20 protein-coding genes, 1 pseudogene and 1 other annotated feature are annotated in these 21,325 nt (G+C 54.7%); of the genes and pseudogenes, 14 read left to right on the forward strand and 7 right to left on the reverse strand.

Going from position 1 to position 21,325, the window contains the following annotated elements:
- Nucleotides 1-157: 157 nt before the first annotated feature.
- Complete coding sequence (topA, locus tag AC6I8B_RS10710) at nt 158-2,782, reverse strand: type I DNA topoisomerase (protein WP_157352304.1); 2,625 nt, start codon at nt 2,780-2,782, stop codon at nt 158-160.
- 371 nt (nt 2,783-3,153) lie between these two features.
- On the opposite strand from topA, the gene AC6I8B_RS10715 reads away from it, so the two are divergent.
- Nucleotides 3,154-3,402 (forward strand): YciN family protein, encoded by a 249-nt coding sequence (locus AC6I8B_RS10715; protein WP_033757844.1) that lies wholly within the window; start codon nt 3,154-3,156, stop codon nt 3,400-3,402.
- 31 nt (nt 3,403-3,433) lie between these two features.
- On the opposite strand, the gene sohB is transcribed toward AC6I8B_RS10715, so the two are convergent.
- On the reverse strand, nt 3,434-4,480 hold the full coding sequence (sohB, locus tag AC6I8B_RS10720) for a protease SohB (RefSeq protein ID WP_010244469.1): 1,047 nt from the start codon (nt 4,478-4,480) through the stop codon (nt 3,434-3,436).
- A 173-nt stretch (nt 4,481-4,653) separates the two neighbouring features.
- On the opposite strand from sohB, the gene AC6I8B_RS10725 reads away from it, so the two are divergent.
- Complete coding sequence (locus AC6I8B_RS10725) at nt 4,654-5,415, forward strand: YciK family oxidoreductase (protein ID WP_010670249.1); 762 nt, start codon at nt 4,654-4,656, stop codon at nt 5,413-5,415.
- The gene (gene cobO, locus AC6I8B_RS10730; RefSeq protein WP_010670250.1) at nt 5,415-6,005 is read left to right on the forward strand and encodes a cob(I)yrinic acid a,c-diamide adenosyltransferase; all 591 of its coding nucleotides are present in this window, start codon (nt 5,415-5,417) and stop codon (nt 6,003-6,005) included. The genes AC6I8B_RS10725 and cobO overlap by 1 nt, the downstream gene beginning before the upstream one ends.
- Before the next feature lie 54 nt (nt 6,006-6,059).
- Here the strand turns inward: cobO and rluB are convergent, their stop codons facing one another.
- Nucleotides 6,060-6,950 (reverse strand): 23S rRNA pseudouridine(2605) synthase RluB, encoded by an 891-nt coding sequence (gene rluB, locus AC6I8B_RS10735; protein ID WP_010670251.1) that lies wholly within the window; start codon nt 6,948-6,950, stop codon nt 6,060-6,062.
- A gap of 779 nt (nt 6,951-7,729) precedes the next feature.
- Between rluB and AC6I8B_RS10740 the strand changes: the two genes are divergently transcribed.
- A complete protein-coding gene (locus AC6I8B_RS10740; protein WP_010244455.1) occupies nt 7,730-8,377 on the forward strand; it encodes a hypothetical protein in 648 nt (215 codons plus the stop codon).
- Between the two features lie 10 nt (nt 8,378-8,387).
- Here the strand turns inward: AC6I8B_RS10740 and AC6I8B_RS10745 are convergent, their stop codons facing one another.
- A complete protein-coding gene (locus AC6I8B_RS10745; protein WP_003853883.1) occupies nt 8,388-9,008 on the reverse strand; it encodes an L-threonylcarbamoyladenylate synthase in 621 nt (206 codons plus the stop codon).
- 12 nt (nt 9,009-9,020) lie between these two features.
- Nucleotides 9,021-9,905 (reverse strand): RNase RNM, encoded by an 885-nt coding sequence (rnm, locus tag AC6I8B_RS10750; RefSeq protein WP_033757849.1) that lies wholly within the window; start codon nt 9,903-9,905, stop codon nt 9,021-9,023.
- A 153-nt stretch (nt 9,906-10,058) separates the two neighbouring features.
- Nucleotides 10,059-10,160 (forward strand) — a sequence feature (Trp leader region).
- A gap of 23 nt (nt 10,161-10,183) precedes the next feature.
- Between rnm and AC6I8B_RS10755 the strand changes: the two genes are divergently transcribed.
- The 6 genes and pseudogenes from AC6I8B_RS10755 (at nt 10,184) to AC6I8B_RS10780 (ending at nt 17,211) form a co-directional block, all read left to right on the forward strand.
- Complete coding sequence (locus AC6I8B_RS10755; protein WP_157352307.1) at nt 10,184-11,749, forward strand: anthranilate synthase component 1; 1,566 nt, start codon at nt 10,184-10,186, stop codon at nt 11,747-11,749.
- A pseudogene (gene trpD, locus AC6I8B_RS10760) lies at nt 11,749-13,343 on the forward strand (bifunctional anthranilate synthase glutamate amidotransferase component TrpG/anthranilate phosphoribosyltransferase TrpD). Before AC6I8B_RS10755 ends, trpD begins: the two are co-directional and overlap by 1 nt.
- A 2-nt stretch (nt 13,344-13,345) precedes the next feature.
- Nucleotides 13,346-14,707 (forward strand): bifunctional indole-3-glycerol-phosphate synthase TrpC/phosphoribosylanthranilate isomerase TrpF, encoded by a 1,362-nt coding sequence (gene trpCF / locus AC6I8B_RS10765; RefSeq protein WP_157352313.1) that lies wholly within the window; start codon nt 13,346-13,348, stop codon nt 14,705-14,707.
- Between the two features lie 46 nt (nt 14,708-14,753).
- Nucleotides 14,754-15,944, forward strand: coding sequence for a tryptophan synthase subunit beta (gene trpB, locus AC6I8B_RS10770; protein WP_010244436.1), 1,191 nt, complete (start codon nt 14,754-14,756; stop codon nt 15,942-15,944).
- Nucleotides 15,944-16,747: a tryptophan synthase subunit alpha gene (trpA, locus tag AC6I8B_RS10775; RefSeq protein WP_010244433.1), complete on the forward strand. Its 804-nt coding sequence runs from the start codon at nt 15,944-15,946 to the stop codon at nt 16,745-16,747. Before trpB ends, trpA begins: the two co-directional genes overlap by 1 nt.
- 149 nt (nt 16,748-16,896) lie before the next feature.
- A complete protein-coding gene (locus AC6I8B_RS10780; RefSeq protein WP_010244430.1) occupies nt 16,897-17,211 on the forward strand; it encodes a BON domain-containing protein in 315 nt (104 codons plus the stop codon).
- A 57-nt stretch (nt 17,212-17,268) separates the two neighbouring features.
- Here AC6I8B_RS10780 and ompW read toward each other — a convergent pair whose 3' ends face one another.
- The gene (gene ompW, locus AC6I8B_RS10785) at nt 17,269-17,904 is read right to left on the reverse strand and encodes an outer membrane protein OmpW (protein WP_029519099.1); all 636 of its coding nucleotides are present in this window, start codon (nt 17,902-17,904) and stop codon (nt 17,269-17,271) included.
- Between the two features lie 249 nt (nt 17,905-18,153).
- Between ompW and AC6I8B_RS10790 the strand changes: the two genes are divergently transcribed.
- The 4 genes from AC6I8B_RS10790 to yciA are packed head-to-tail and all read left to right on the forward strand — an operon-like array spanning nt 18,154 to nt 20,404.
- The gene (locus tag AC6I8B_RS10790; protein WP_187506979.1) at nt 18,154-18,570 is read left to right on the forward strand and encodes a YkgJ family cysteine cluster protein; all 417 of its coding nucleotides are present in this window, start codon (nt 18,154-18,156) and stop codon (nt 18,568-18,570) included.
- Between the two features lie 27 nt (nt 18,571-18,597).
- Nucleotides 18,598-19,332 (forward strand): YciC family protein, encoded by a 735-nt coding sequence (locus AC6I8B_RS10795; protein WP_010244420.1) that lies wholly within the window; start codon nt 18,598-18,600, stop codon nt 19,330-19,332.
- 51 nt (nt 19,333-19,383) lie between these two features.
- Entirely contained in the window at nt 19,384-19,923 is a 540-nt protein-coding gene (locus tag AC6I8B_RS10800; RefSeq protein ID WP_010244416.1) for a septation protein A, read from the forward strand.
- A gap of 58 nt (nt 19,924-19,981) precedes the next feature.
- Entirely contained in the window at nt 19,982-20,404 is a 423-nt protein-coding gene (gene yciA, locus AC6I8B_RS10805) for an acyl-CoA thioester hydrolase YciA (RefSeq protein WP_010670258.1), read from the forward strand.
- A 36-nt stretch (nt 20,405-20,440) separates the two neighbouring features.
- Here the strand turns inward: yciA and tonB are convergent, their stop codons facing one another.
- Nucleotides 20,441-21,196 (reverse strand): TonB system transport protein TonB, encoded by a 756-nt coding sequence (tonB, locus tag AC6I8B_RS10810; protein ID WP_497817431.1) that lies wholly within the window; start codon nt 21,194-21,196, stop codon nt 20,441-20,443.
- Between the last annotated feature and the right edge of the window lie 129 nt (nt 21,197-21,325).

Raw genomic sequence — 21,325 nt, forward strand, 5'->3', positions numbered from 1 at the left:
GTCGCATCCCCGGTTGACGTATAGTCGCGAGGGTAAAGAGATGCTATGCATCAGGAAAGGTCGGAAATGCTATAACAACTATATCAGTTTAAGTGAGAGAGTAGAACGGATTGATATAAGGCTCAGAAAAAGGCCAGCGAGCGCTGGCCTTCAGGGATTACTTTTTCGCTTCCTGCCATTTGCCATCTATATAGAAGGCGGACCAGCCGGTTGCCTTGCCCTCTTTTTCTGAGGAGACATACTGCTGTTTGGTCTTGCGGCTGAAACGCACCAGCGTTTTGTTGCCTTCCGGATCGGCTGCTGGCGCGTCGGCCAGATATTTCAGCTTCTCAGGCAGACGATCTTTGAAGCGCTGAAGCTCTTCCACCAGCGGCGCACGCGTCTCGCGTGATTTCGGGAAGGTGTTGGCCGCGAGGAAAACGCCCGCCGCACCGTCACGCAACACGAAGTAAGCATCTGACTTCTCACACGCCAGCTCTGGCAGCGGAACCGGATCCTCTTTCGGCGGAGCAACTTCACCACTACGCAGGATCTTGCGGGTGTTTTTGCACTCTTCATTGGTACACGCCATGTACTTACCAAAGCGTCCCATCTTCAGGTGCATCTCCGAACCACATTTCTCGCACTCCACCACCGGGCCGTCATAGCCTTTGATGCGGAATTCGCCCTTCTCAATCTCGTAACCATCACACTCCGGGTTATTACCACAGACATGTAATTTACGTTCGTTATCGATCAGGTAGCTGTCCATGGCCGTGCCACACTTCTGGCAGCGACGACGGGCACGCAGGGCGTTGGTTTCAGCATCATCCCCTTCCAGAATATTGAGAACTTCATTTTCCGGGATCAGGTTGATGGTCTGTTTGCAGCGCTCTTTAGGCGGCAGCGCATAGCCGGAACAGCCCAGGAAGACGCCGGTACTGGCAGTTCGAATCCCCATCGGACGGCTACAGGTCGGGCAGTCAATCGAGGTCAGCACCATCTGGTTCGGCTGCATCCCGCCCTCTTCAGGATCTTTCTCAGCCAGTTCAAGCTGCTGGGTAAAATCGGTGAAGAAGTGGTCGAGTACCGCTTTCCATTGCGCCTGGTTATTGGCAACCTGGTCAAGGTTGCTCTCCATGCGGGCGGTGAAATCATAATTCATCAGTTCGCGGAAGTTCTCTTCCAGACGATCGGTGACGATTTCACCCATTTTTTCCGCATAAAAACGGCGGTTTTCAACCCGTACGTAGCCACGATCCTGAATCGTCGAGGTAATGGCGGCGTAGGTGGATGGACGACCAATTCCGCGCTTCTCCAGCTCACGCACCAGTGACGCTTCGCTGAAGCGCGCCGGTGGTTTAGTGAAGTGCTGACCGGGCAGCAGTTGTTGCAGGTCCAGAACATCACCCACGCTTACCGCAGGCAGCGTACGATCTTCATCATTCTTACGCAGCGCAGGCATCACTTTGGTCCAGCCGTCGAAACGCAGAATACGGCCTTTCGCTTTGAGCCGGAAATCACCGGCGGCAGCAGTAATGGTGCTGGAGTCATATTTTGCTGGTGTCATCTGACAGGCAACAAACTGACGCCAGATCAGCTGATAGAGTTTCTGCGCATCCGCTTCCATATCTTTCAGCTTTTCCGCCACCACTTCCACATCAGAAGGACGAATCGCTTCGTGCGCTTCCTGGGAGTTCTCTTTGCTGGCGTAAGTTATGGCGTTTTCAGGCAGATACTTTTTACCGAAATTGCTTTCGATATAGCCACGCGCCATGGCGACCGCATCCTGACTCAGGTTAGTCGAATCGGTACGCATATAAGTAATGTAGCCCGCTTCATACAGCCGCTGGGCCATCATCATGGTCTTCTTGACGCCAAAGCCGAGACGGGTGCTGGCAGCCTGCTGCAGTGTCGAGGTGATATAAGGCGCGCCCGGCTTGCTGCTGGTCGGCTTATCTTCACGATCCACGATCTCATAGCGCGCTTTTTCCAGCAGCGCGACGGCGGCATACGTCTCGTCGCGGTTGACCGGACGGAAGGCTTTATCGCCTTTGTGCGTCACGTCCATCGACAGCTCATCGCCTTTCGGCGTGGTCAGCGCGGCATTAACTTCCCAGTACTCTTCGGGAACAAAAGCTTTAATCTCACGTTCACGTTCCACCACCAGGCGAACGGCAACGGATTGCACACGTCCGGCAGAGAGACCACGAGCGATCTTTTTCCACAGCAGTGGCGAGACCATGTAGCCCACCACGCGGTCCATAAAGCGACGCGCCTGCTGAGCATTAACCCGATCAATATTCAGTTCGCCCGGCTTTTCAAACGCCTGACGAATCGCATTCTTGGTTATTTCGTTAAACACGACGCGGCTGAAGCGCGAGTCATCACCACCAATCACTTCCCGCAGGTGCCAGGCAATGGCTTCCCCTTCGCGGTCAAGGTCGGTTGCGAGATAGATGTGGTCAGCATTGGCGGCTAACGCCTTCAGTTCGGCGACCACTTTCTCTTTGCCGGGCAGAATCTGATAGTCCGCTTCCCAGCCGTGATAGGGGTCAACACCCATGCGGCTGACGAGTGCGGCCTTCTCATCTTTTTTAACTTTTTTGACTTTCTTGTCAGTCGAAGTGTCTTTGACTTTCTTATCTGTCGAGGCGTCAGCACTTTTCTTCGCGGTAGAACCACTGGTCGGCAGATCCCGGATATGACCCACGCTGGATTTAACCACGTAATCACTACCCAGGTATTTATTGATTGTTTTAGCCTTTGCCGGGGACTCAACAATAACGAGTGCTTTACCCATATTTACCTTTACCTAATGAAAACATCCTGCTTAACGGGAGAGGATTGGATGCCCAAAAACCCAATGGGTTCAATATTGCTGCGCCTGTTTAACATTTCAAGGCGGAGGGGTCAATCTCAGATCAGATGATGTGGCGTTATGCAACTGCATGATAAAGAGTGCTTTTTCTATCTGAACTCATCGCACATCCTGGTGCAAAATCCCTGAAATCGGAATCGCCCACACTCTACCTGATAAAATCTGTTACGCAACTTAATTAGCACTCAGCCCGGACTTACGCCAGGTTTTCATCGATTACACCGATTTGTCACAGCGTGTGACTCGCCAGTAATATAGAAAGGATTGGAGTACTGTCAAACAGGAGTCAATAAATGCAGAGTTCAACTCAGGCTATTTCCCGCCAGGCGTTGCTGGAAAAGGCCAATGCGCTGATCAAAGAACATGATGATTATTTAGCGGGAATGCAGGCGGATGAGGTGATTCAGCAGGGAGAAGTGCTGGTATTTCGCGGACCGTTTTTTCTCGATGCCGATGGAGTGCCGACGGCTAAAACCACGGCGGTGTTTAACGTGTTCAAACACCTTGCCGTAGTGCTGTCGCCGCTCTACCACCTGGAATGAAAAAACCCGGCGCAGGCCGGGTTTCGCATCATCAGAGCAGGGGCTTTTCGCCGCGCTGCCAGAGTTTCAGCAGCAGGCGCTCTGCCACCGAGCCGGCGCTCTGCGTAAAGCGATCCATCACCTTACGGCGGCGGGCATAATGCACGCCGAGCACGCTGAACTTATCCATCTGACGGATGATCAGATCATCGCTGGTGCCGATTTCGTCAACCAGGCCGAGGTCCAGCGCCTGGCGGCCATACCAGTGTTCACCGGTTGCCACCTGATCGATGTCGAGTGACGGGCGCATCTGGTGGACAAACTGCTTGAATAGCAGGTGCGTTTCGTCGAGATCTTCCTGGAATTTCTCACGTCCCTCTTCGGTGTTTTCACCAAACAGCGTCAGCGTGCGCTTGTACTGTCCGGCGGTATGCAGCTCAATATCAATATCGTTCCGTTTCAGCAGGCGGTTGAAATTGGGGATCTGCGCGACCACGCCGATGGAGCCAATAATCGAGAAAGGTGCCGCAACAATACGATCGGCTACGCAGGCCATCATGTAACCGCCGCTGGCCGCCACTTTATCCACGGCCGCCGTGATGCGCAGACCCTGATCGCGCAGACGCTGCAGCTGCGAGGCTGCCAGGCCATAGCCATGAACCACGCCGCCAGGGCTTTCAAGACGCAGCAGCACTTCATCGCCAGGCTGCTTGACGGCCAGCACGGCTGAAATCTCTTCGCGCAGTGAAGTCACCTCATGGGCGTCCATGCTGCCTTTGAAATCAAGTACATAGAGCGTGGGCTTAGCACTGTCTGTCTGCCCCTGTTTCGCCGCCTGCTTTTCCGCTTTGGCTTTCAGCTTTTCACTTTTCTTATGATTTTTCAGCCAGACTTTTTGTGCCTGAGGCTTCATTTTTGCCAGCTGCAAATCCTCTTTCATCTGTTGATAGTCATCATCCAGATGAGTCAGTCGAAGCTGACCGTTTTGTGCCCGTTTGCGTAACGCGGCATTCATCACAATCATGACAATCACAGCGACGGCAACCACCAGTGTCACCACTTTCGCTAAAAACAGTCCATACGTTGAAATAAAATCCATAGGTCGCCTTAGTAAACAGAGAATCAAAAACAGTTCGCCAGTTTAGCCGTTTTGCCCCGCTTCGTCGCCTGAAATGCCAGCAGCTGGCACAGAATGGGTGGGTTGGCGATTGCGCCCATTCGTAAATTCAGGCATAAAGCGGAATCATGCTGTTTTCGCTGGAGGACCCCGCTGTGCATTATCAACCGAAAAGCGACCTGCTCAATCATCGCATTATCCTGGTCACTGGCGCTTCAGATGGCATTGGCCGGGAAGCGGCGCTGACTTATGCCCGCTATGGCGCGGAAGTTATCCTGATGGGCCGTAACCCTGAGAAGCTTCAGCAGGTCGAACAGGCGATCAATCAACTCAATCTCTGCCCGGCTCACACTGTGGTGTTCGATCTGGCCGAAGCGACACCGGAACGTTGCCAGCAGGTGGCAGAACAGCTGGCACAGCAGTTTCCGCGTCTTGACGGCGTGCTGCATAACGCCGGTATCCTCGGTGAGATTGTGCCGCTGGCTGAACTCGACCCACAGGTCTGGCAGCAGGTGATGAACATCAACCTGGACGCCACCTTCTTCCTGACGCAGGCGCTGTTGCCGCTGCTGTTAAAATCAGATGCCGGTTCACTGGTGTTTACCACCTCCAGCGTGGGCCGTACCGGTCGCGCGGGCTGGGGGGCTTACGCCGTCTCTAAATTTGCTACCGAAGGCATGATGCAGGTACTGGCTGATGAGTATAAGAACCAGTCGCTGCGGGTGAACTGTATTAATCCGGGCGGGACGCGAACCAAAATGCGTGCCAGCGCGTTCCCGCAGGAAGATGCCAATAAGCTGAAAACCCCTGCCGATTTGATGCCGCTCTACCTTTATCTGATGGGTGATGACAGCCGTCGTAAAACCGGGATCAGCTTTGATGCCCAGCCAGGCAGAAAACCGGGAGCCGCTGAATAATGGCTGACGATCGTCATCAACAGCGTCAGCAGCGGTTAAAAGAACAGGTAGATGCGCGTATTGCTGCAGCCACGGAGGTTCGTGGCATCCTGATGGTCTTTACCGGCAATGGCAAAGGCAAAACGACTGCGGCCTTTGGCACGGCACTCCGCGCCACCGGTCATGGCAAACGCGTGGCGGCTATCCAGTTCATTAAAGGTGACTGGCCGAATGGCGAGCGAAACCTGCTGGAACAGCATGGTGTTGAATTTCAGGTGATGGCAACCGGCTTTACCTGGGATACGCAGAACCGCGAAACGGATACCGCCGCCTGTCTGGCGGTGTGGCAGCATGCAAAACGGATGCTGGCCGATGAGCAGCTGGATCTGGTGGTGCTCGACGAAATCACCTATATGGTCAGCATGGATTATCTGCCACTGGAAGAGCTGATAGCGGCCCTGCAACAGCGCCCGGCGCATCAGAGCGTCATCATTACCGGACGTGGCTGTCATCGCAGCCTGACTGAGATGGCGGATACGGTGACTGAGATGCGGCCGGTTAAGCACGCTTTTGATGCCGGGATACAGGCTCAGCAGGGAATTGACTGGTAACAGAAAAAGAAAACGCAGCCCTGGGGCTGCGTTTTTAGCGATCGGGCAACGTGATTAACCGGAGTTACGTTTGCTGCCCGGATTGCGGCGTGGTGCACGTGGGGTGCTGCTCACTTTACTGTGACGTTTCACGGCACGACGAATCTGGTTCGCTTTGGTGCGACGACGATCTTTTTCGACCACCAGTTTGGTAACCGTTTCATCATCCATCTCCACCAGGTTACGCAGGTAGTTAACCGCAGGCAGATCCAGTTCGGTCCAGCCACCGCGTGGCAGGCCTTTTGGTAAGGTGATATCGCCGTAGCGAACACGCATCAGACGACTGACCTGCACGCCGACCGCTTCCCATAAACGACGCACTTCACGGTTACGTCCTTCGGTCAGGGTCACGTTGTACCACTGGTTGATCCCTTCTCCACCGCCAAATTTCAGGGTTTTAAAGGCAGCCGGGCCATCTTCCAGCTGAACGCCCTTGCTCAGCTGACGAATTTTATCATCGTCGACCTGACCAAAGACGCGCACCGCATATTCACGTTCCACTTCACGGCTCGGATGCATCAGGCGGTTCGCCAGTTCACCGTCAGTGGTGAAGAGCATCAGACCACAGGTGTTCACATCCAGACGGCCAACGGCAATCCAGCGTGAACCGCGCAGACGAGGCAGACGGTCAAATACCGTTGGGCGCCCTTCAGGATCGCTGCGGGTACAGAGTTCACCTTCTGGTTTGTAGTAAGCCAGCACGCGGCAAACTTCGGTTGCTGATTCAGCAATCGAGACCAGATGGCCATCAATACGGATTTTCAGAGATTTGCTGCTTTCAACGCGGTCGCCCAGGGTGGCGATCTTGCCGTCGACGCTGACACGGCCAGCGGCAATCATTGATTCGATTTCACGACGCGAGCCATGACCGGCACGCGCTAAGACTTTCTGTAACTTTTCGCTCATTGAGCTTCCTCTTTGTCGCCTTCCCAGGCGTCACGGTAGGGTGATAATTCTTTCTGAATCAACAGGTTAACCTATTAATTCGGCCCCATTATACAGGCATTTACCCCTGAAGTAACGCGCTTTATGAGTGGGTCTGAAGCGAATTAAGAAGGGTCAGCCTCTGATAGTTTTAGATCTGATAATATCTGACGCTGATTTAAATAATCCCCGTGCATCTGACAGGAATAAGATTAATAAAATGCATGTATTAAAAACTTTATAGCTGATGACAATTAAATTTTCTAACCACTTTAGTTTCATCAACGTAATGTTCTGGTGATAAAAACCTTAACACTATCTTACACTTTCGCTGGTTTTCCCTTGCTTTTATTCTTCTTAAAAAAACATTAAAGTTAGCACAAACAACTGTTTTAATGACTTAATCCATTATAACCGCTCGGTAAATACAAAAAACCCAGATTTTTTCTAACGCAGATTTATTTAAGGCCTTATTTTCAAGGACATTTGATTCTTATTAGCTTTAATAAATTGTACGACACTATTAAGCTGATATACTTTATTCCTGTAGCACAATAAAAAGCAGGACTCACGACAGAGGGGTCTTGCAACAATGAAGTCCGGCTTTTGTTATTCGTTTATAAAAATAGTCTTTTTAGATTAATCCAATAAACCGGCGCATCCGGAGTTGTTGCGTTAATACGGTTCAGTGATGAACCTTGCTTGCATGTCAAAAATCTTCACCAGGGATTTCCCGACATGCCTGAATAAAGAAACCCATCATGAAAAACCTGTTGCTGTGCCCGGTGCTTGCTGCACTGGTGCTGAGCGGGTGTTCTGTGGGCCACACTGAGTACAGTCGTACGGCGATGCAGCACGTAGATATGAGCGTGACTGGCATTCCGACGATCCTCGGTCTCGGCACACTGGGCACCAGCATTCCATTGACGCCTGAATATAGCCTGACAGCTGCGCACGTTGCCAAAACTGCCGTGCAGCGCGTCAAGTCTTATCACCCTTATTGCGACCTTGCGATTATTTATCACAAGAATGACGCCAGCACGCTGACTAAGTTCCGCAGCAGCGACATCGGCGATCCGGTTAAAATGTATGGCTACAGTTTTATTTCAGCGATGCCGGTTGAATCGACCGGAGTTAATTTAGCCCGTACGGCTATTCGGAATAACTGGAATAAAAGTCCCTGTATAGCCATGGCCTCCAATGCAGGTGTTGTTCAGGGAATGTCGGGCGGCGGCGTTTATAACCGTGATGATACGCTGGGCGGCGTGATTGTTGGCTATTCTGACTCGATTAAAAATGGGCGTAATAACAAAGTGATCCTGAAAGATGTGTCACTTTATATTCCTTACGGCCAGTTCAAAAGCTGGTTAGAGTCGAATCTGGCCCAGACACCGACACGCGGTGCCTGAGCCTGAGGGCTTACAGGAACGGGCGGGTATCGCCCACCCCTTCACGCACAATTTCCGGCGCATCGGTGGTCAGATCGACCACCGTGGTCGGCTGCTGGCCCAGCGTGCCGCCGTCGATAATCAGATCGACCAGCTTGCCGATGCTGTGCTGGATCTCTTCCGGATCGGACTCGGTGAAATCGTTGCCCGGCAGAATTAATGAGGTCGACATCATCGGCTGATTCAGTGCTTCCAGCAGCGCCAGCGCCACGGGATTAGAGGGCACGCGCAGACCAATGGTCTTACGTTTTTCATTCATCAGGCGGCGCGGCACCTCTTTGGTCGCCTTGAGAATAAAGGTGTAGTTGCCTGGCGTGTTGTTTTTCAGCAGGCGAAACGCTGAGTTGCCCACCTGCGAATAGACCGACAGCTCAGAGAGATCCCGGCACATCAGGGTAAAGTTGTGGTGCCCGTCGAGCTGACGGATACGACAGATACGCTCCATCGCGCCCTTCTCCTCCAGCCGACAGCCCAGCGCATAGCCGGAATCGGTTGGATAAACAATGACGCTGCCTTTGTTCAGGTAGTCAACCGCCTGATTAATCAGGCGGGGCTGCGGGTTGTCCGGATGAATATGAAACAATTGACTCATAGAAACCTCGTGTCACCTTTCCGTGATTGCCAGGCTGGGAGCCAGATCCGGGAAGCGTTCCCAGACCGGCTCAACCGCCGCGGGCAGCCAGAGTTTGCGGCCCAGTTCAATCCACGGACAGGGTTGATGAAAATCAGAACCTTGTGATGCGGCCAGTTCATTATCTCTGGCGTATTGCGCCAGCGTCGTGCGCTCATTAGGCGGCTGCTGGCACTGCGCGACTTCCATCGCATCACCGCCCGCTTCGCGGAAATGGGCGACCAGCCGTTTGAGCCACTTTGCCGATAAACCGTAACGGCCAGGATGCGCCAGCACGGCGCAGCCACCAGAATGATGAATAGCATCAATAGCTTGTTTAATTGTACACCATTGTGGCGGCACGTAACCGGTTTTGCCACGCGCCAGATAATTTTTGAACACCTGCGCCATATTCTCTGCTTTACCCTGCTCAATCAGGAAGCGGGCAAAGTGACCGCGGGTAATGATGCCGCCATCAGCCAGTCGCGTGGCTCCCGCCAGCGCATCCGGGATACGTGCCTTCGCCAGTCGCTCACCAATCTCTTCTGCACGTGCTTGCCGACAGGCATGTTGTCCGGCCAGAAACGCCACCATCGCCGGATGGCGGATATCAATGTTCAGTCCCACGATGTGAATCTCATGGTTTTCCCACAGGGTGGAGATTTCTGCGCCCGCCAGCACTTTTATCGGTAAATCGTAATCGATTGCCGTTTGCTGCGCTTCATCAACCCCTGCAACGCTGTCGTGATCGGTGATCGCCAGTACGCCGACGCGCATCTCAACCGCTCGCTGCACCAGGGCGGCTGGCGTCAGTAAGCCATCGGAGGCACGCGTGTGGCTGTGTAAATCATAAACCGGGAAACGGGCGATATCGCTCAAGAGAACTCCTGCAAAAACTAAACCGGCCAGCATGATAACGATTTTCACGGTCAGTGAAAAAGTGTATTGACATTTCCGCTCTGAACCCGTTAACTAGTACACAAGTTCACACGTAACGGGTATTCAATCATGGCTGTTGTAATCACGCATTTAAACGGTTGGCGCAATGTTCCCGAAAACGGGCGACAGGGTCGTGCACACTTTGCGTAAACGCTGTGCTAATACCTGAGCCCGCCACCGAGCGGGCTTTTTTTTGAGCGAAATTCAGAGAAATCATCATGCCAAATGCGAAACCTACAGTGAAGTTGATTACCGGCACCGCACCCTACCGCGAAGATCCGGCCGCAGTGTTTCACCAGCTGTGCGGCGCACGTCCGGCAACCCTGCTGCTTGAATCCGCTGACATCGACAGCAAGCGCAACTTAAAAAGCCTGCTGATTGTCGACAGCGCGCTGCGCGTCAGCGCAATGGGCAACAATGTCACCGTTCAGGCGTTGTCAGAAAATGGCCGCGCCCTGCTGCCGCTGCTGGATGAGGCCCTGCCTGCGTCGGTCAGCAATCAGGTTCGTCCCGATGGACGCGAGCTGACTTTTCCGCAAAGCACCGACCATCAGCAGGATGAAGATTCCCGCCTCAAGGCCCTGTCGGTGTTTGATGCTTTGCGTCTGATTCCACAACTGGTCAACTCCCCTGCCGATGAGCGCGAAGCCGTGCTGCTGGGTGGCCTGTTTGCTTATGATCTGGTTGCCGGTTTTGAAACCCTGCCGGAGCTGGATAATCAGCAACGCTGCCCCGACTACTGTTTTTACCTGGCAGAAACCTTACTGGTGATCGATCACCAGACCCCCAGTGCGCGTCTGCAGGCCAGCCTGTTCTGCCCGTCCACCAGCGAGTTCCAGCGCCTGCAGCGCCGCATCGAGCAGTTGCACGGCCAGATGCTGCAACCGGCACCGGCTCTGCCGGTCCAGCCGGTAGAACAGATGACGCTGACCACCAGCCAGAGTGATGAAGAGTATTGCGACGTAGTACGCACACTTCAACAGGCGGTTCGCATCGGCGAAATTTTCCAGGTCGTGCCGTCACGTCGCTTCTCGCTGCCGTGCCCGTCGCCGCTGGCTGCTTATGAGACACTGAAAAACAGCAATCCCAGCCCCTATATGTTTTTCATGCAGGATCAGGATTTCTCCCTGTTTGGCGCGTCGCCGGAGAGTTCGCTGAAGTATGACGCCACCTCCCGTCAGATTGAGATCTACCCGATTGCCGGTACCCGCCCGCGTGGCCGCCATGCTGATGGCTCACTGGACCGCGATCTCGACAGCCGCATTGAGCTGGAGATGCGTACCGACCATAAAGAGCTGGCTGAGCATCTGATGCTGGTGGATCTGGCGCGTAACGATCTGGCACGTATCTGCGTGCCCGGCAGCCGTTACGTGGCTGACCTGACCAAAGTCGACCGCTACTCGTTTGTGATGCATCTGGTTTCCCGCGTGGTGGGTACGCTGCGCGCGGATCTCGATGTGCTGCACGCGTATCGTGCCTGTATGAACATGGGCACGCTGAGCGGAGCACCAAAAGTTCGCGCCATGCAGTTGATTGCCGGGGCTGAACGCACCCGTCGCGGCAGCTACGGCGGCGCGGTGGGCTACTTCACCGCCCAGGGCGATCTCGATACCTGTATCGTTATCCGCTCCGCCTATGTAGAAGATGGCGTCGCCACCGTTCAGGCGGGCGCCGGTGTGGTGCTGGATTCTAATCCGCAGGCTGAAGCTGATGAAAGCCGCAACAAAGCGCGCGCCGTACTGCGCGCTATCGCGACTGCCCATCACTGCAAGGAGATCTTCTGATGGCCGATATTCTGCTGCTCGATAACATCGACTCTTTTACCTATAACCTGGTTGATCAGCTGCGGACCTTTGGTCACAACGTGGTGATTTACCGCAACAATCTACCTGCCGAACTGCTTATTGAACAGCTGCAGCGGATGGAGAACCCGGTGCTGATGCTCTCTCCCGGTCCCGGCGCGCCAAAAGATGCTGGCTGTATGCCGGAGCTGCTGCGGGTGCTGCGTGGTCGTCTGCCAATTATCGGTATCTGTCTGGGTCACCAGGCGATTGTCGAAGCCTATGGCGGCCATGTGGGCCAGGCAGGCGAGATCCTGCACGGCAAAGCCTCTTCAATCGACCATGACGGCGAGGCGATGTTTGCCGGTCTGAGCAATCCGCTGCCGGTGGCGCGCTATCACTCGCTGGTGGGCAGCAACACGCCGGAAGAGCTGACGGTGAACGCCAGTTACAACGGGATGGTGATGGCCGTTCGCCATGAAACCGATCGCGTATGCGGGTTTCAGTTCCATCCTGAATCGATTTTGACTTCTCAGGGCGCGCGCCTGCTTGAGCAGACGCTGGCCTGGGCGCTGGCAAAGTAACAGGGAGAATAAACATGCAACAGACACTGGAAAAACTTTACCAGGCGCAGACGCTGAATCAGGCTGAGAGTCACCAGCTGTTCAGCGCCATCATTACCGGACAGCTGGAGCCAACGCAGCTCGCTGCCGCGCTGATCGCCATGAAGGTGCGCGGTGAAACGCCGGAAGAGATCGCCGGAGCCGCCACCGCACTGTTGGAAGATGCCAAACCTTTTCCCCGCCCTGATTATGCGTTTGCCGACATTGTGGGCACCGGCGGCGACGGCAGTAACAGCATTAATATTTCGACTGCCAGCGCCTTTGTCGCCGCGACCTGCGGTCTGAAAGTGGCGAAGCACGGCAACCGCAGCGTCTCCAGCAAATCGGGCTCCTCCGATCTGCTGGCCGCCTTTGGCATCAATCTCGATATGCCCGCTGACCGGGCGCGCCAGGCGCTGGACGATCTGAATGTCTGCTTCCTGTTTGCGCCGCAGTATCACACCGGTTTTCGCCACGCGATGCCGGTCCGCCAGCAGCTTAAGACCCGTACGCTGTTTAACGTGCTGGGCCCGCTGATCAACCCGGCACGCCCGCCACTGGCAGTGATTGGTGTTTACAGCCCGGAACTGGTGATGCCGATTGCTCAGACGCTGAAAGTGCTGGGTTATCAGCGCGCGGCGGTGGTTCACGGTGGCGGAATGGATGAGGTGGCGCTGCACGATGTAACCCATGTGGCCGAACTGCGTGAAGGTGAAATTACGCGCTATCAGCTCTCGCCAGAGGACTTTGGTTTTGGCTTCCATCCCAAAGAGGCGCTGGCGGGCGGCACGCCGGAAGAAAATCGTGACATTCTGACCTCTTTACTCCAGGGTAATGGCCAGCAGGCCCATGAGGAGGCCGTCGCCGTCAACGTGGCGATGTTGCTTAAAGTATTCGGTCAGGAAGATCTGCGTGAAAACGCACAGCAGGCGCTTAACGCCATCCGCAGCGGACAGGCTTATGAGCGTGTTGTCGCACTGGCAGCAAGAGGATAATCATGAAAGGCACCGTGTTAGAAAAAATTGTTCAGGACAAAGCGATTTGGGTTGAAGCCCGTCAGCAGCAGCAGCCTCTCTCAACCTTTCAGAACAGCATTGAACCTGCCAGCCGTCATTTCTACGACGCGCTGCAGGGTGCAAGAACCGCGTTTATCCTGGAGTGTAAAAAGGCCTCTCCTTCGAAAGGCATTATTCGCGAGGATTTCGATCCAGCCGCCATTGCCGGGGTCTACCGCCACTACGCTTCCGCGGTGTCAGTACTGACCGATGAGAAATATTTTCAGGGCGACTTCGCCTTTCTGCCGATTGTCAGCGCGGCCATCACCCAGCCGGTGCTGTGCAAAGATTTTATCATCGACCCTTATCAGATCTATCTGGCCCGTTACTACCAGGCGGATGCGATTCTGCTGATGCTGTCAGTGCTGGATGATGAGCAGTATCGTCAGCTGGCCGCCGTGGCGCACAGCCTGAAGATGGGCATTCTGACTGAAGTGAGTAATGAAGAGGAACTGGAGCGGGCTATCGCGCTGCAGGCCAAAGTTGTGGGTATCAACAACCGCGATCTGCGTGACCTCTCTATCGATCTTAACCGCACCCGGCAGCTGGCACCGCGTCTGTCACACGGCGTCACAGTAATCAGCGAATCAGGCATTAACAGCTATGCCGATATTCGCGAGCTGAGCCATTTTGCCAACGGCTTCCTGATTGGTTCTGCACTGATGGAAGAAGCCGACCTGACCGCAGCGGTGCGTCGGGTCACGCTGGGCAGCAATAAAGTGTGCGGCCTGACCCGTGCCGAAGATGCGCGCGCCGCCTATGAAGCCGGGGCAATCTATGGTGGTCTGATCTTCGCGGAAGGTTCCCCACGCCAGATTGACACCGCTACGGCGCAGACCGTGATCGCTGCGGCGCCGCTGCGCTACGTCGGCGTGTTCCGCAATGCCGCTATGAGTGACATTGTCACGCAAGCCGGTGCGCTTTCACTCTCTGCGGTGCAGCTGCATGGTAACGAGACGCCGGCGTTTGTGGCTGAACTGCGTGCGGCTCTGCCAGCTGAGATTCAAATCTGGAAGGCGCTGCGCATTGAAGGCACCTTACCGGCGCGCGACTGGCCTCATATTGACCGTTATGTGTTTGATAATGGCGACGGCGGAACCGGACAGCGTTTCGACTGGTCGCTGTTGCAGGGGCAGACGCTCAACAACGTGCTGCTGGCCGGTGGCCTGAGCGCGGATAACTGTGTTGAAGCCGCGCAGCTCGGCTGTGCCGGACTGGACTTCAACTCTGGCGTGGAAAGCGCGCCTGGCATCAAAGATGCCCGTAAAATTGCCGCTGTGTTTCAGACACTGCGAGCCTACTGATTTGCCTGGCCTGCTCAACGGCGGGCCCGAGAAAGGAAGATAAAAAATGACGTTACTTAATCCCTACTTTGGCGAATTTGGCGGAATGTATGTTCCGCAAATCCTGATGCCAGCCCTGCGCCAGCTGGAACAGGCGTTTGTCGACGCCCAGAAAGATCCTGAGTTTCAGGCCGAGTTTACCGACCTGCTGAAGAACTATGCGGGTCGGCCTACCGCCCTGACGCTGTGCAAAAACCTGACTAAAGGCACCAAAACCCGCCTCTATCTTAAGCGTGAAGATCTGCTGCACGGTGGCGCGCACAAGACCAACCAGGTGCTGGGTCAGGCGTTGTTAGCCAAACGCATGGGCAAAAACGAAATTATTGCCGAAACCGGTGCGGGTCAGCACGGCGTAGCTTCAGCGCTGGCCTGTGCGCTGCTGGGCATGAAATGCCGCATCTATATGGGCGCAAAAGATGTGGAGCGTCAGTCACCCAACGTCTTCCGTATGCGTCTGATGGGCGCAGAAGTGATCCCGGTGCACAGCGGCTCCGCCACGCTGAAAGATGCCTGTAATGAAGCACTGCGCGACTGGTCTGGCAGCTACGAGACATCACACTATATGCTCGGCACCGCAGCGGGTCCGCATCCCTTCCCGACGATTGTGCGTGAGTTCCAGCGCATGATTGGCGAAGAGACTAAAAAGCAGATTCTGGAAAGAGAGGGTCGTCTGCCCGATGCGATCCTCGCCTGTGTGGGCGGCGGCTCCAACGCCATCGGCATGTTTGCCGACTTTATCGATGAGACCAGCGTGAAGCTGATCGGCGTAGAGCCTGCGGGCCACGGCATTGAGACCGGCGAGCATGGCGCGCCGCTCAAGCACGGTCGCGTCGGCATCTACTTCGGTATGAAATCGCCGATGATGCAGACCCATGATGGCCAGATTGAGGAGTCTTACTCGATCTCTGCCGGCCTCGACTTCCCGTCTGTAGGCCCGCAGCATGCGCACCTGAACAGCATTGGTCGTGCGGAATATGTCTCCATCACCGATAACGAAGCGCTGGCCGCCTTTAAACAGCTCTGTCGCGATGAAGGTATCATTCCGGCGCTGGAGTCATCCCACGCCCTGGCGCACGCCATGAAGATGATTCAGGCCGAGCCGGAAAAAGAGCAGTTGATTGTGGTCAACCTCTCTGGCCGCGGCGACAAAGATATTTTCACCGTTCATGACATTTTGACAGCGCAGGGAGAAATCTGATGGAACGTTACAATCAACTGTTTACGCGTCTGTCAGCGAATAACGAAGGGGCTTTCGTTCCTTTTGTTACGCTGGGCGATCCGTCACCGGAGCTTTCACTGCGTGTGATTGATGCCCTGGTTGAAGGAGGCGCGGATGCACTGGAGCTGGGTATTCCCTTTTCCGATCCCCTTGCAGATGGCCCGACCATCCAGAATGCGACGTTACGCGCCTTTGCGGCGGGCACCAACACCAGCCAATGCTTTGAAATGCTGGCCACTATCCGCCGTAAGTATCCGGATCTGCCGATTGGATTGCTGATGTACGCCAATCTGGTCTTCACCAACGGTGTGGATGAGTTCTATGCCCGTTGTGCAGAGGCGGGTGTGGATTCGGTGCTGGTGGCGGATGTGCCCGTTGAAGAGTCCGCGCCCTTCCGTCAGGCGGCGCTGCGTCATGGCATAGCACCCATCTTCATCTGTCCGCCTAACGCCAGCGATGAGCTGCTGCGCGAGATCGCTTCACACGGACGGGGTTACACCTACCTGCTGTCGCGCGCGGGCGTGACCGGTGCTGAAAACCGCGCCAGCCTGCCGTTGCAGCATCTGATCGACAAGCTGCGTGAATACCATGCAGCCCCGCCGCTGCAGGGCTTTGGTATCTCTGAGCCTGAACAGGTTAAGGAAGCGATCGCCGCGGGCGCTGCGGGCGCGATCTCCGGCTCTGCGATTGTCAGAATCATCGAAAAACATCATTCAGAGCCTGAGGTGATGCTGAGCGAGCTGAAGAACTTTGTCAGCCGTCTTAAAGCCGCCAGCCGTTAATCCTGCCAGCATGCCTTATCGCGCGATAAGGCATGATTTGTTTCCTTTTTTTTCATTCCCCCATTTGCCCTTTTTGCAAAATCTGCACCACAATGACAATGCGCCGTTACGGTAACGTCGCATCCATTTTGTGACAGGGAGAGAAAGCAATGAAATTCGTTAAACTGCTGACAGGTGCTGTACTGGCGGGCGTGGTTGCGCTGACACTGAGCGCCTGTGCGCCAACCGCAACCAAAGAGGGAACCGGTGGCTATATTGATGACACCGTGGTGACCACAAAAGTTAAAGGTGAACTGCTGAAAGATGACTCGCTGAAATCAACTGAAATCAACGTAGAAACCTTCAAAGGTAAAGTTCAGCTGAGCGGTTTTGTTTCATCACCACAGATGGCTAACCGTGCCGTTCAGGTTACGCGCAGCGTGGCGGGCGTGAAGTCCGTTGTTAACAATATGCAGATCAAATAACGTCTTAACAGACAAAAAAAGGCCGCTGATTCAGCGGCTTTTTTATTATCTTTATCCTCAGAAACGGTAACCCGCTCCGAAGAAGAAGACCCAGGGATCGATGCGCATATTGATATTCTGCTGCTCGCCACCCGCTTTAAACTTCACTTCCGTATCAATATCCATGTACCACACCGACGCATTCAGCATCCAGTCACGGTTAATCTGATAATCCAGACCGACCTGACCCGCCACACCCCAGGAATCCTTCACGCTGAGATCGGTCAGGCCCGCATCGCGGCCCGTCTGGTTGAAATCGGCATCGTAAAAGGTGGTGTAGTTGATACCTACGCCAACGTAAGGACGCGCTTTGCTCTTGCTGTCAAAGAAGTAGTACTGCGCCATCAGCGTAGGCGGTAACTGGCGTACCGTTGCCAGTGTTCCGGTCGGGCCCAGGCCCACCTTGTGACGGAACGGTGTGGCGGCCAGTAATTCGACACCAATGTTGTCCGTTGCCATGTAAGTAAAGGTCAGGCCCAGCTGCGTGTCGTTGGATGCGCTGAACTCGCCCATCCCTAACACATTATCGGAACCTTCGGTGGGCCGGACGGTGGCACTACCGGCACGCATAAAGAAGTCGCCTGCTTCGTGGGCCATCGACAGCTGAGGGAAAGCCAGAGCCAGCAGCATCGCGCATTTTGCCAGTTTCATCATCACTCCTTTGCTTAATGTTAATGTCGCGAACGTCATCGCTTTTTGCTGGCAAATATTTAACGTGATTTACAGAAAATTGCACTCTGTACCCTTCACATAAATTACTTAAAAAACAATGAATTGATTTAGATCAATTTCGGCTCGGGCTGGCGCAGCAAAATTCCCCTTGCTGAATAATTTCGCCAGGCCTATTTTGCTTATCTTCTCTGGTGATTTTGGTTCGATGCCCTGGGAGGGGCGGGTGATCAAATGAGTGAAATAACTAACCCTTGTGTCAGCTGTGGCGCCTGCTGCGCCCATTTCCGCGTCTCATTTTACTGGGCCGAAGCCGATGATGCCGGCGGCCCGGTGCCGACCGCATTAACCGAACCGCTCAGCCTGTTAATGCGCAATATGCGTGGAACGAACGATCGCGCGCCGCGCTGCGTTGCCCTTGAAGGCGACATTGGCGGCTGTGTCTCCTGCGGAATTTACGAACAACGTCCGACGCCCTGTCGGGAATTTTCGATGTCGGGCGAAGCGGGTATCCACAATGAAGCCTGCGATCGCGCCCGCGCCCGGTATGGTCTTCCCGCCCTTTTTTCCCCATCTTTACCTGTCATGACAGAAAGTTATGCCACAGCGGGTGCCCGCGAGCTGCCAGAACATGTACAATCGCCGGGTTAATTAACCCGGTTCCTCAAAGGAGTGTACATGTCTATCACGGCAAGCTCGTTATACCGTGACACAGGAAATTTCGCGCGCCATCAACTGGCTACGGTGCTGTTGATGTCGCTGCTGGCCGCTTTTATCACCGTCATGCTGGTGCATGTGCTGACGCCAGGTGCCGATCAGATGGCCCTCCTGCAACAGGGTGACGATAGCGCCGGTTCGCTGTTTGAGATGGTGCAGAATATGTCACCGGAACAGCAGCAGGTGCTGCTGCGCGCCTCGGCGGCCAGCACCTTCGCTGCGCTGATGGGGAACACGCTGCTGCTTGGCGGAATGCTCTATCTGATCCCGATGGTCTCTTCCGGCCAGCGTGTCAGTGCGTTGCGGGCGATTGGTGCTTCAGCGCCGCTGCTGCCAAAGCTGCTGCTGCTCACCTTCCTGATGACGCTGGTGGCGCAACTGGGCTTTATGGTGCTGGTGGTGCCAGGCATTCTGCTGACGATTCTGCTGTCGCTGGCTCCGGTGATGGTGGCCAGTGAGAAGATGGGTGTCTTTGCCGCCATGCGGGCCAGCATGCGGATGGCGTGGAAGAATGTGAAGCTGATTGCCCCCGCTATTCTGCTCTGGCTGCTGGCCAAAGTGGTGGTGATGCTGTTCTTCTCTTCGCTGACGGTTTTACCGCTGAATGTCTCGTCGGTGATTTTCACCGCGGCAGGCAATGTGGTTTCGGCGATGTTGATTATCTATCTTTATCGGCTCTATATGCTGTTACGTTGATTGACGATGTGCCTTCGGGCACATTTGCAGCCAACTCTGAATGGAAAAACTATGAAGCAGCTACTCGACTTTCTTCCCCTGGTGGTCTTTTTCATCTTCTACAAGCTGTATGACATTTTTGTCGCCTCGGGCGCGCTGATTGTCGCGACCGGTCTGGCGCTGGTTGTCAGCTGGGTGCTCTATCGCAAGCTGGAAAAGATGACGATTTTCACCTTTGTGCTGGTGGCGGTTTTTGGCACCCTGACGCTGGTGTTCCACAACGATGAGTTCATTAAGTGGAAAGTCACGGTTATCTACAGCCTGTTTGCCGCCGCTCTGCTCTACAGCCAGTGGTTTATGGAGCAGACGCTGATTCAGCGCATGCTGGGCAAAGAGCTGCAGCTGCCCGACGCGGTCTGGCGCAGGCTCAACGTTGCCTGGGCGCTGTTCTTCTTTATCTGCGGCCTGGTAAACATCTATGTCGCCTTTTGGTTATCTCAGGCGTTTTGGGTTAACTTTAAAGTGTTCGGTCTCTCCGGTCTGACCTTACTGTTTACCCTGCTCAGCGGGCTTTACATCTGGCGACAGATGCCGCAGCAGGAACAAAAATAATCATCTGCCCGGTCCGCCGGGCATTTTTTTAGCATTCACCTGCATAGAAGTGGAAGCAATGGGCGAAAAACATAAATTGCCGAAAGGCGAAATGGTGCTGCGTACGCTCGCCATGCCAGCAGATACCAACGCCAACGGCGATATTTTTGGTGGCTGGCTGATGTCACAGATGGATATGGGTGGCGCTATCCTGGCGAAAGAGATCGCTGAAGGACGCGTGGTGACGGTTCGCGTCGACGGCATGTCATTTATGAAGCCCGTCGCGGTGGGCGATGTGGTGAGCTGCCATGCGAGCTGTCTTCGTACCGGCAACAGTTCCATGACGATTAATGTGGAAGTGTGGATCAAAAAAGTGTCGTCTGAGCCGATTGGACAAACTTACATTGCGACGGAAGCGGTGTTTATTTATGTGGCGGTCGACAATGAGGGTAATTCCCGTCCTCTGCCAGCCGGTCGCGCTAACCAGCAACCCGGCGAATGAAAAACAGGTCAGGCTGTTTCAGCCTGACCTGACGCTTTATTCTATGCTGGCCCCACCATTAAGCTTAAACACGATATTCATGGTCAGACCCTGCCCAGGCTTTCCTTTCTCATAGCGCCAGGTTTTCATCGCCTGCTTAACGCCCCGCTCAAACATATTGCTCGGCTGAGCAGAGAGGATCTGGATGTTATCCACTCGTCCGTCACTATCCACATCAAACTTCACCCGCACCCGTCCTTCTATCCGCAATGCCAGCGCGCGCTGAGGATAACCAGGTTTACTCACGGTAAGAGCTTTTGGGCCGGTTGAGGCCGATGAGGTGGGTGACGGCGTAGATTTTGGCGCCGTGGTCGGTTTGTTCTGCGTCGCCGGGGCTTCCTGCTTAAACGGATCGGCCTGCGGTTTGCTCTCCTGACGCGGCTTCACCTCGCGTTTAGGCTGCTCCCGCTTGTGCTCTGGTTTCGGTTTGGGCTTTGGCTTAGGCTCAGGTTTGGGAATCGGCACCGGCTCCGCTTTCGGCGGTTCGGGCACGGGCTGAGGTTCCGGCACCGGTTCAGGTTCAGGCTGAGGTTCTGGCTGTGGCGCAGGCGGCTCCACGATGGCCGGTGCAGGCTCAGGCTGAACTTCAGGGGCAACCATGGTAACGCTGATGGGCTGCGACGCTTTGGGCACCTCAATCACCTGCTGGAATGAAGCATACAGAATTCCGGCTATCACGGCCCCATGCAAAGCAACAGACAACAACATGGAGACAGGCGTGCGTTTAGGTAATGGCATAGTCAGCGTGGTCATAACAGTCGCAGTGATTGAATGAAGCAGCGATTTTAAATGCAAATAGCAATCAGTTTCAATAACTCCCGCCATCCCGCCTGAAGAAAAGCGCTTTTTAGCCCTTTATGCTGAGCCATTAACCACTCTGAG

The sequence above is a fragment of the Pantoea sp. X-Soil-ISGK-285 genome (assembly GCF_059730815.1).

What these genes read in the sequence shown, in the direction of transcription:
- ompW (WP_029519099.1), bottom strand. Translation starts at nt 17,904, where the DNA reads ATGATGAAACTGGCAAAATGCGCGATGCTGCTGGCTCTGGCTTTCCCT.
- rluB (WP_010670251.1), bottom strand. Translation starts at nt 6,950, where the DNA reads ATGAGCGAAAAGTTACAGAAAGTCTTAGCGCGTGCCGGTCATGGCTCG.
- topA (WP_157352304.1), bottom strand. Translation starts at nt 2,782, where the DNA reads ATGGGTAAAGCACTCGTTATTGTTGAGTCCCCGGCAAAGGCTAAAACA.
- AC6I8B_RS10800 (WP_010244416.1), top strand. Translation starts at nt 19,384, where the DNA reads ATGAAGCAGCTACTCGACTTTCTTCCCCTGGTGGTCTTTTTCATCTTC.
- AC6I8B_RS10790 (WP_187506979.1), top strand. Translation starts at nt 18,154, where the DNA reads ATGAGTGAAATAACTAACCCTTGTGTCAGCTGTGGCGCCTGCTGCGCC.
- sohB (WP_010244469.1), bottom strand. Translation starts at nt 4,480, where the DNA reads ATGGATTTTATTTCAACGTATGGACTGTTTTTAGCGAAAGTGGTGACA.
- trpB (WP_010244436.1), top strand. Translation starts at nt 14,754, where the DNA reads ATGACGTTACTTAATCCCTACTTTGGCGAATTTGGCGGAATGTATGTT.
- AC6I8B_RS10715 (WP_033757844.1), top strand. Translation starts at nt 3,154, where the DNA reads ATGCAGAGTTCAACTCAGGCTATTTCCCGCCAGGCGTTGCTGGAAAAG.
- AC6I8B_RS10745 (WP_003853883.1), bottom strand. Translation starts at nt 9,008, where the DNA reads ATGAGTCAATTGTTTCATATTCATCCGGACAACCCGCAGCCCCGCCTG.
- cobO (WP_010670250.1), top strand. Translation starts at nt 5,415, where the DNA reads ATGGCTGACGATCGTCATCAACAGCGTCAGCAGCGGTTAAAAGAACAG.
- yciA (WP_010670258.1), top strand. Translation starts at nt 19,982, where the DNA reads ATGGGCGAAAAACATAAATTGCCGAAAGGCGAAATGGTGCTGCGTACG.
- AC6I8B_RS10740 (WP_010244455.1), top strand. Translation starts at nt 7,730, where the DNA reads ATGAAAAACCTGTTGCTGTGCCCGGTGCTTGCTGCACTGGTGCTGAGC.
- trpA (WP_010244433.1), top strand. Translation starts at nt 15,944, where the DNA reads ATGGAACGTTACAATCAACTGTTTACGCGTCTGTCAGCGAATAACGAA.
- AC6I8B_RS10795 (WP_010244420.1), top strand. Translation starts at nt 18,598, where the DNA reads ATGTCTATCACGGCAAGCTCGTTATACCGTGACACAGGAAATTTCGCG.
- trpCF (WP_157352313.1), top strand. Translation starts at nt 13,346, where the DNA reads ATGAAAGGCACCGTGTTAGAAAAAATTGTTCAGGACAAAGCGATTTGG.
- AC6I8B_RS10780 (WP_010244430.1), top strand. Translation starts at nt 16,897, where the DNA reads ATGAAATTCGTTAAACTGCTGACAGGTGCTGTACTGGCGGGCGTGGTT.
- AC6I8B_RS10755 (WP_157352307.1), top strand. Translation starts at nt 10,184, where the DNA reads ATGCCAAATGCGAAACCTACAGTGAAGTTGATTACCGGCACCGCACCC.
- tonB (WP_497817431.1), bottom strand. Translation starts at nt 21,196, where the DNA reads ATGACCACGCTGACTATGCCATTACCTAAACGCACGCCTGTCTCCATG.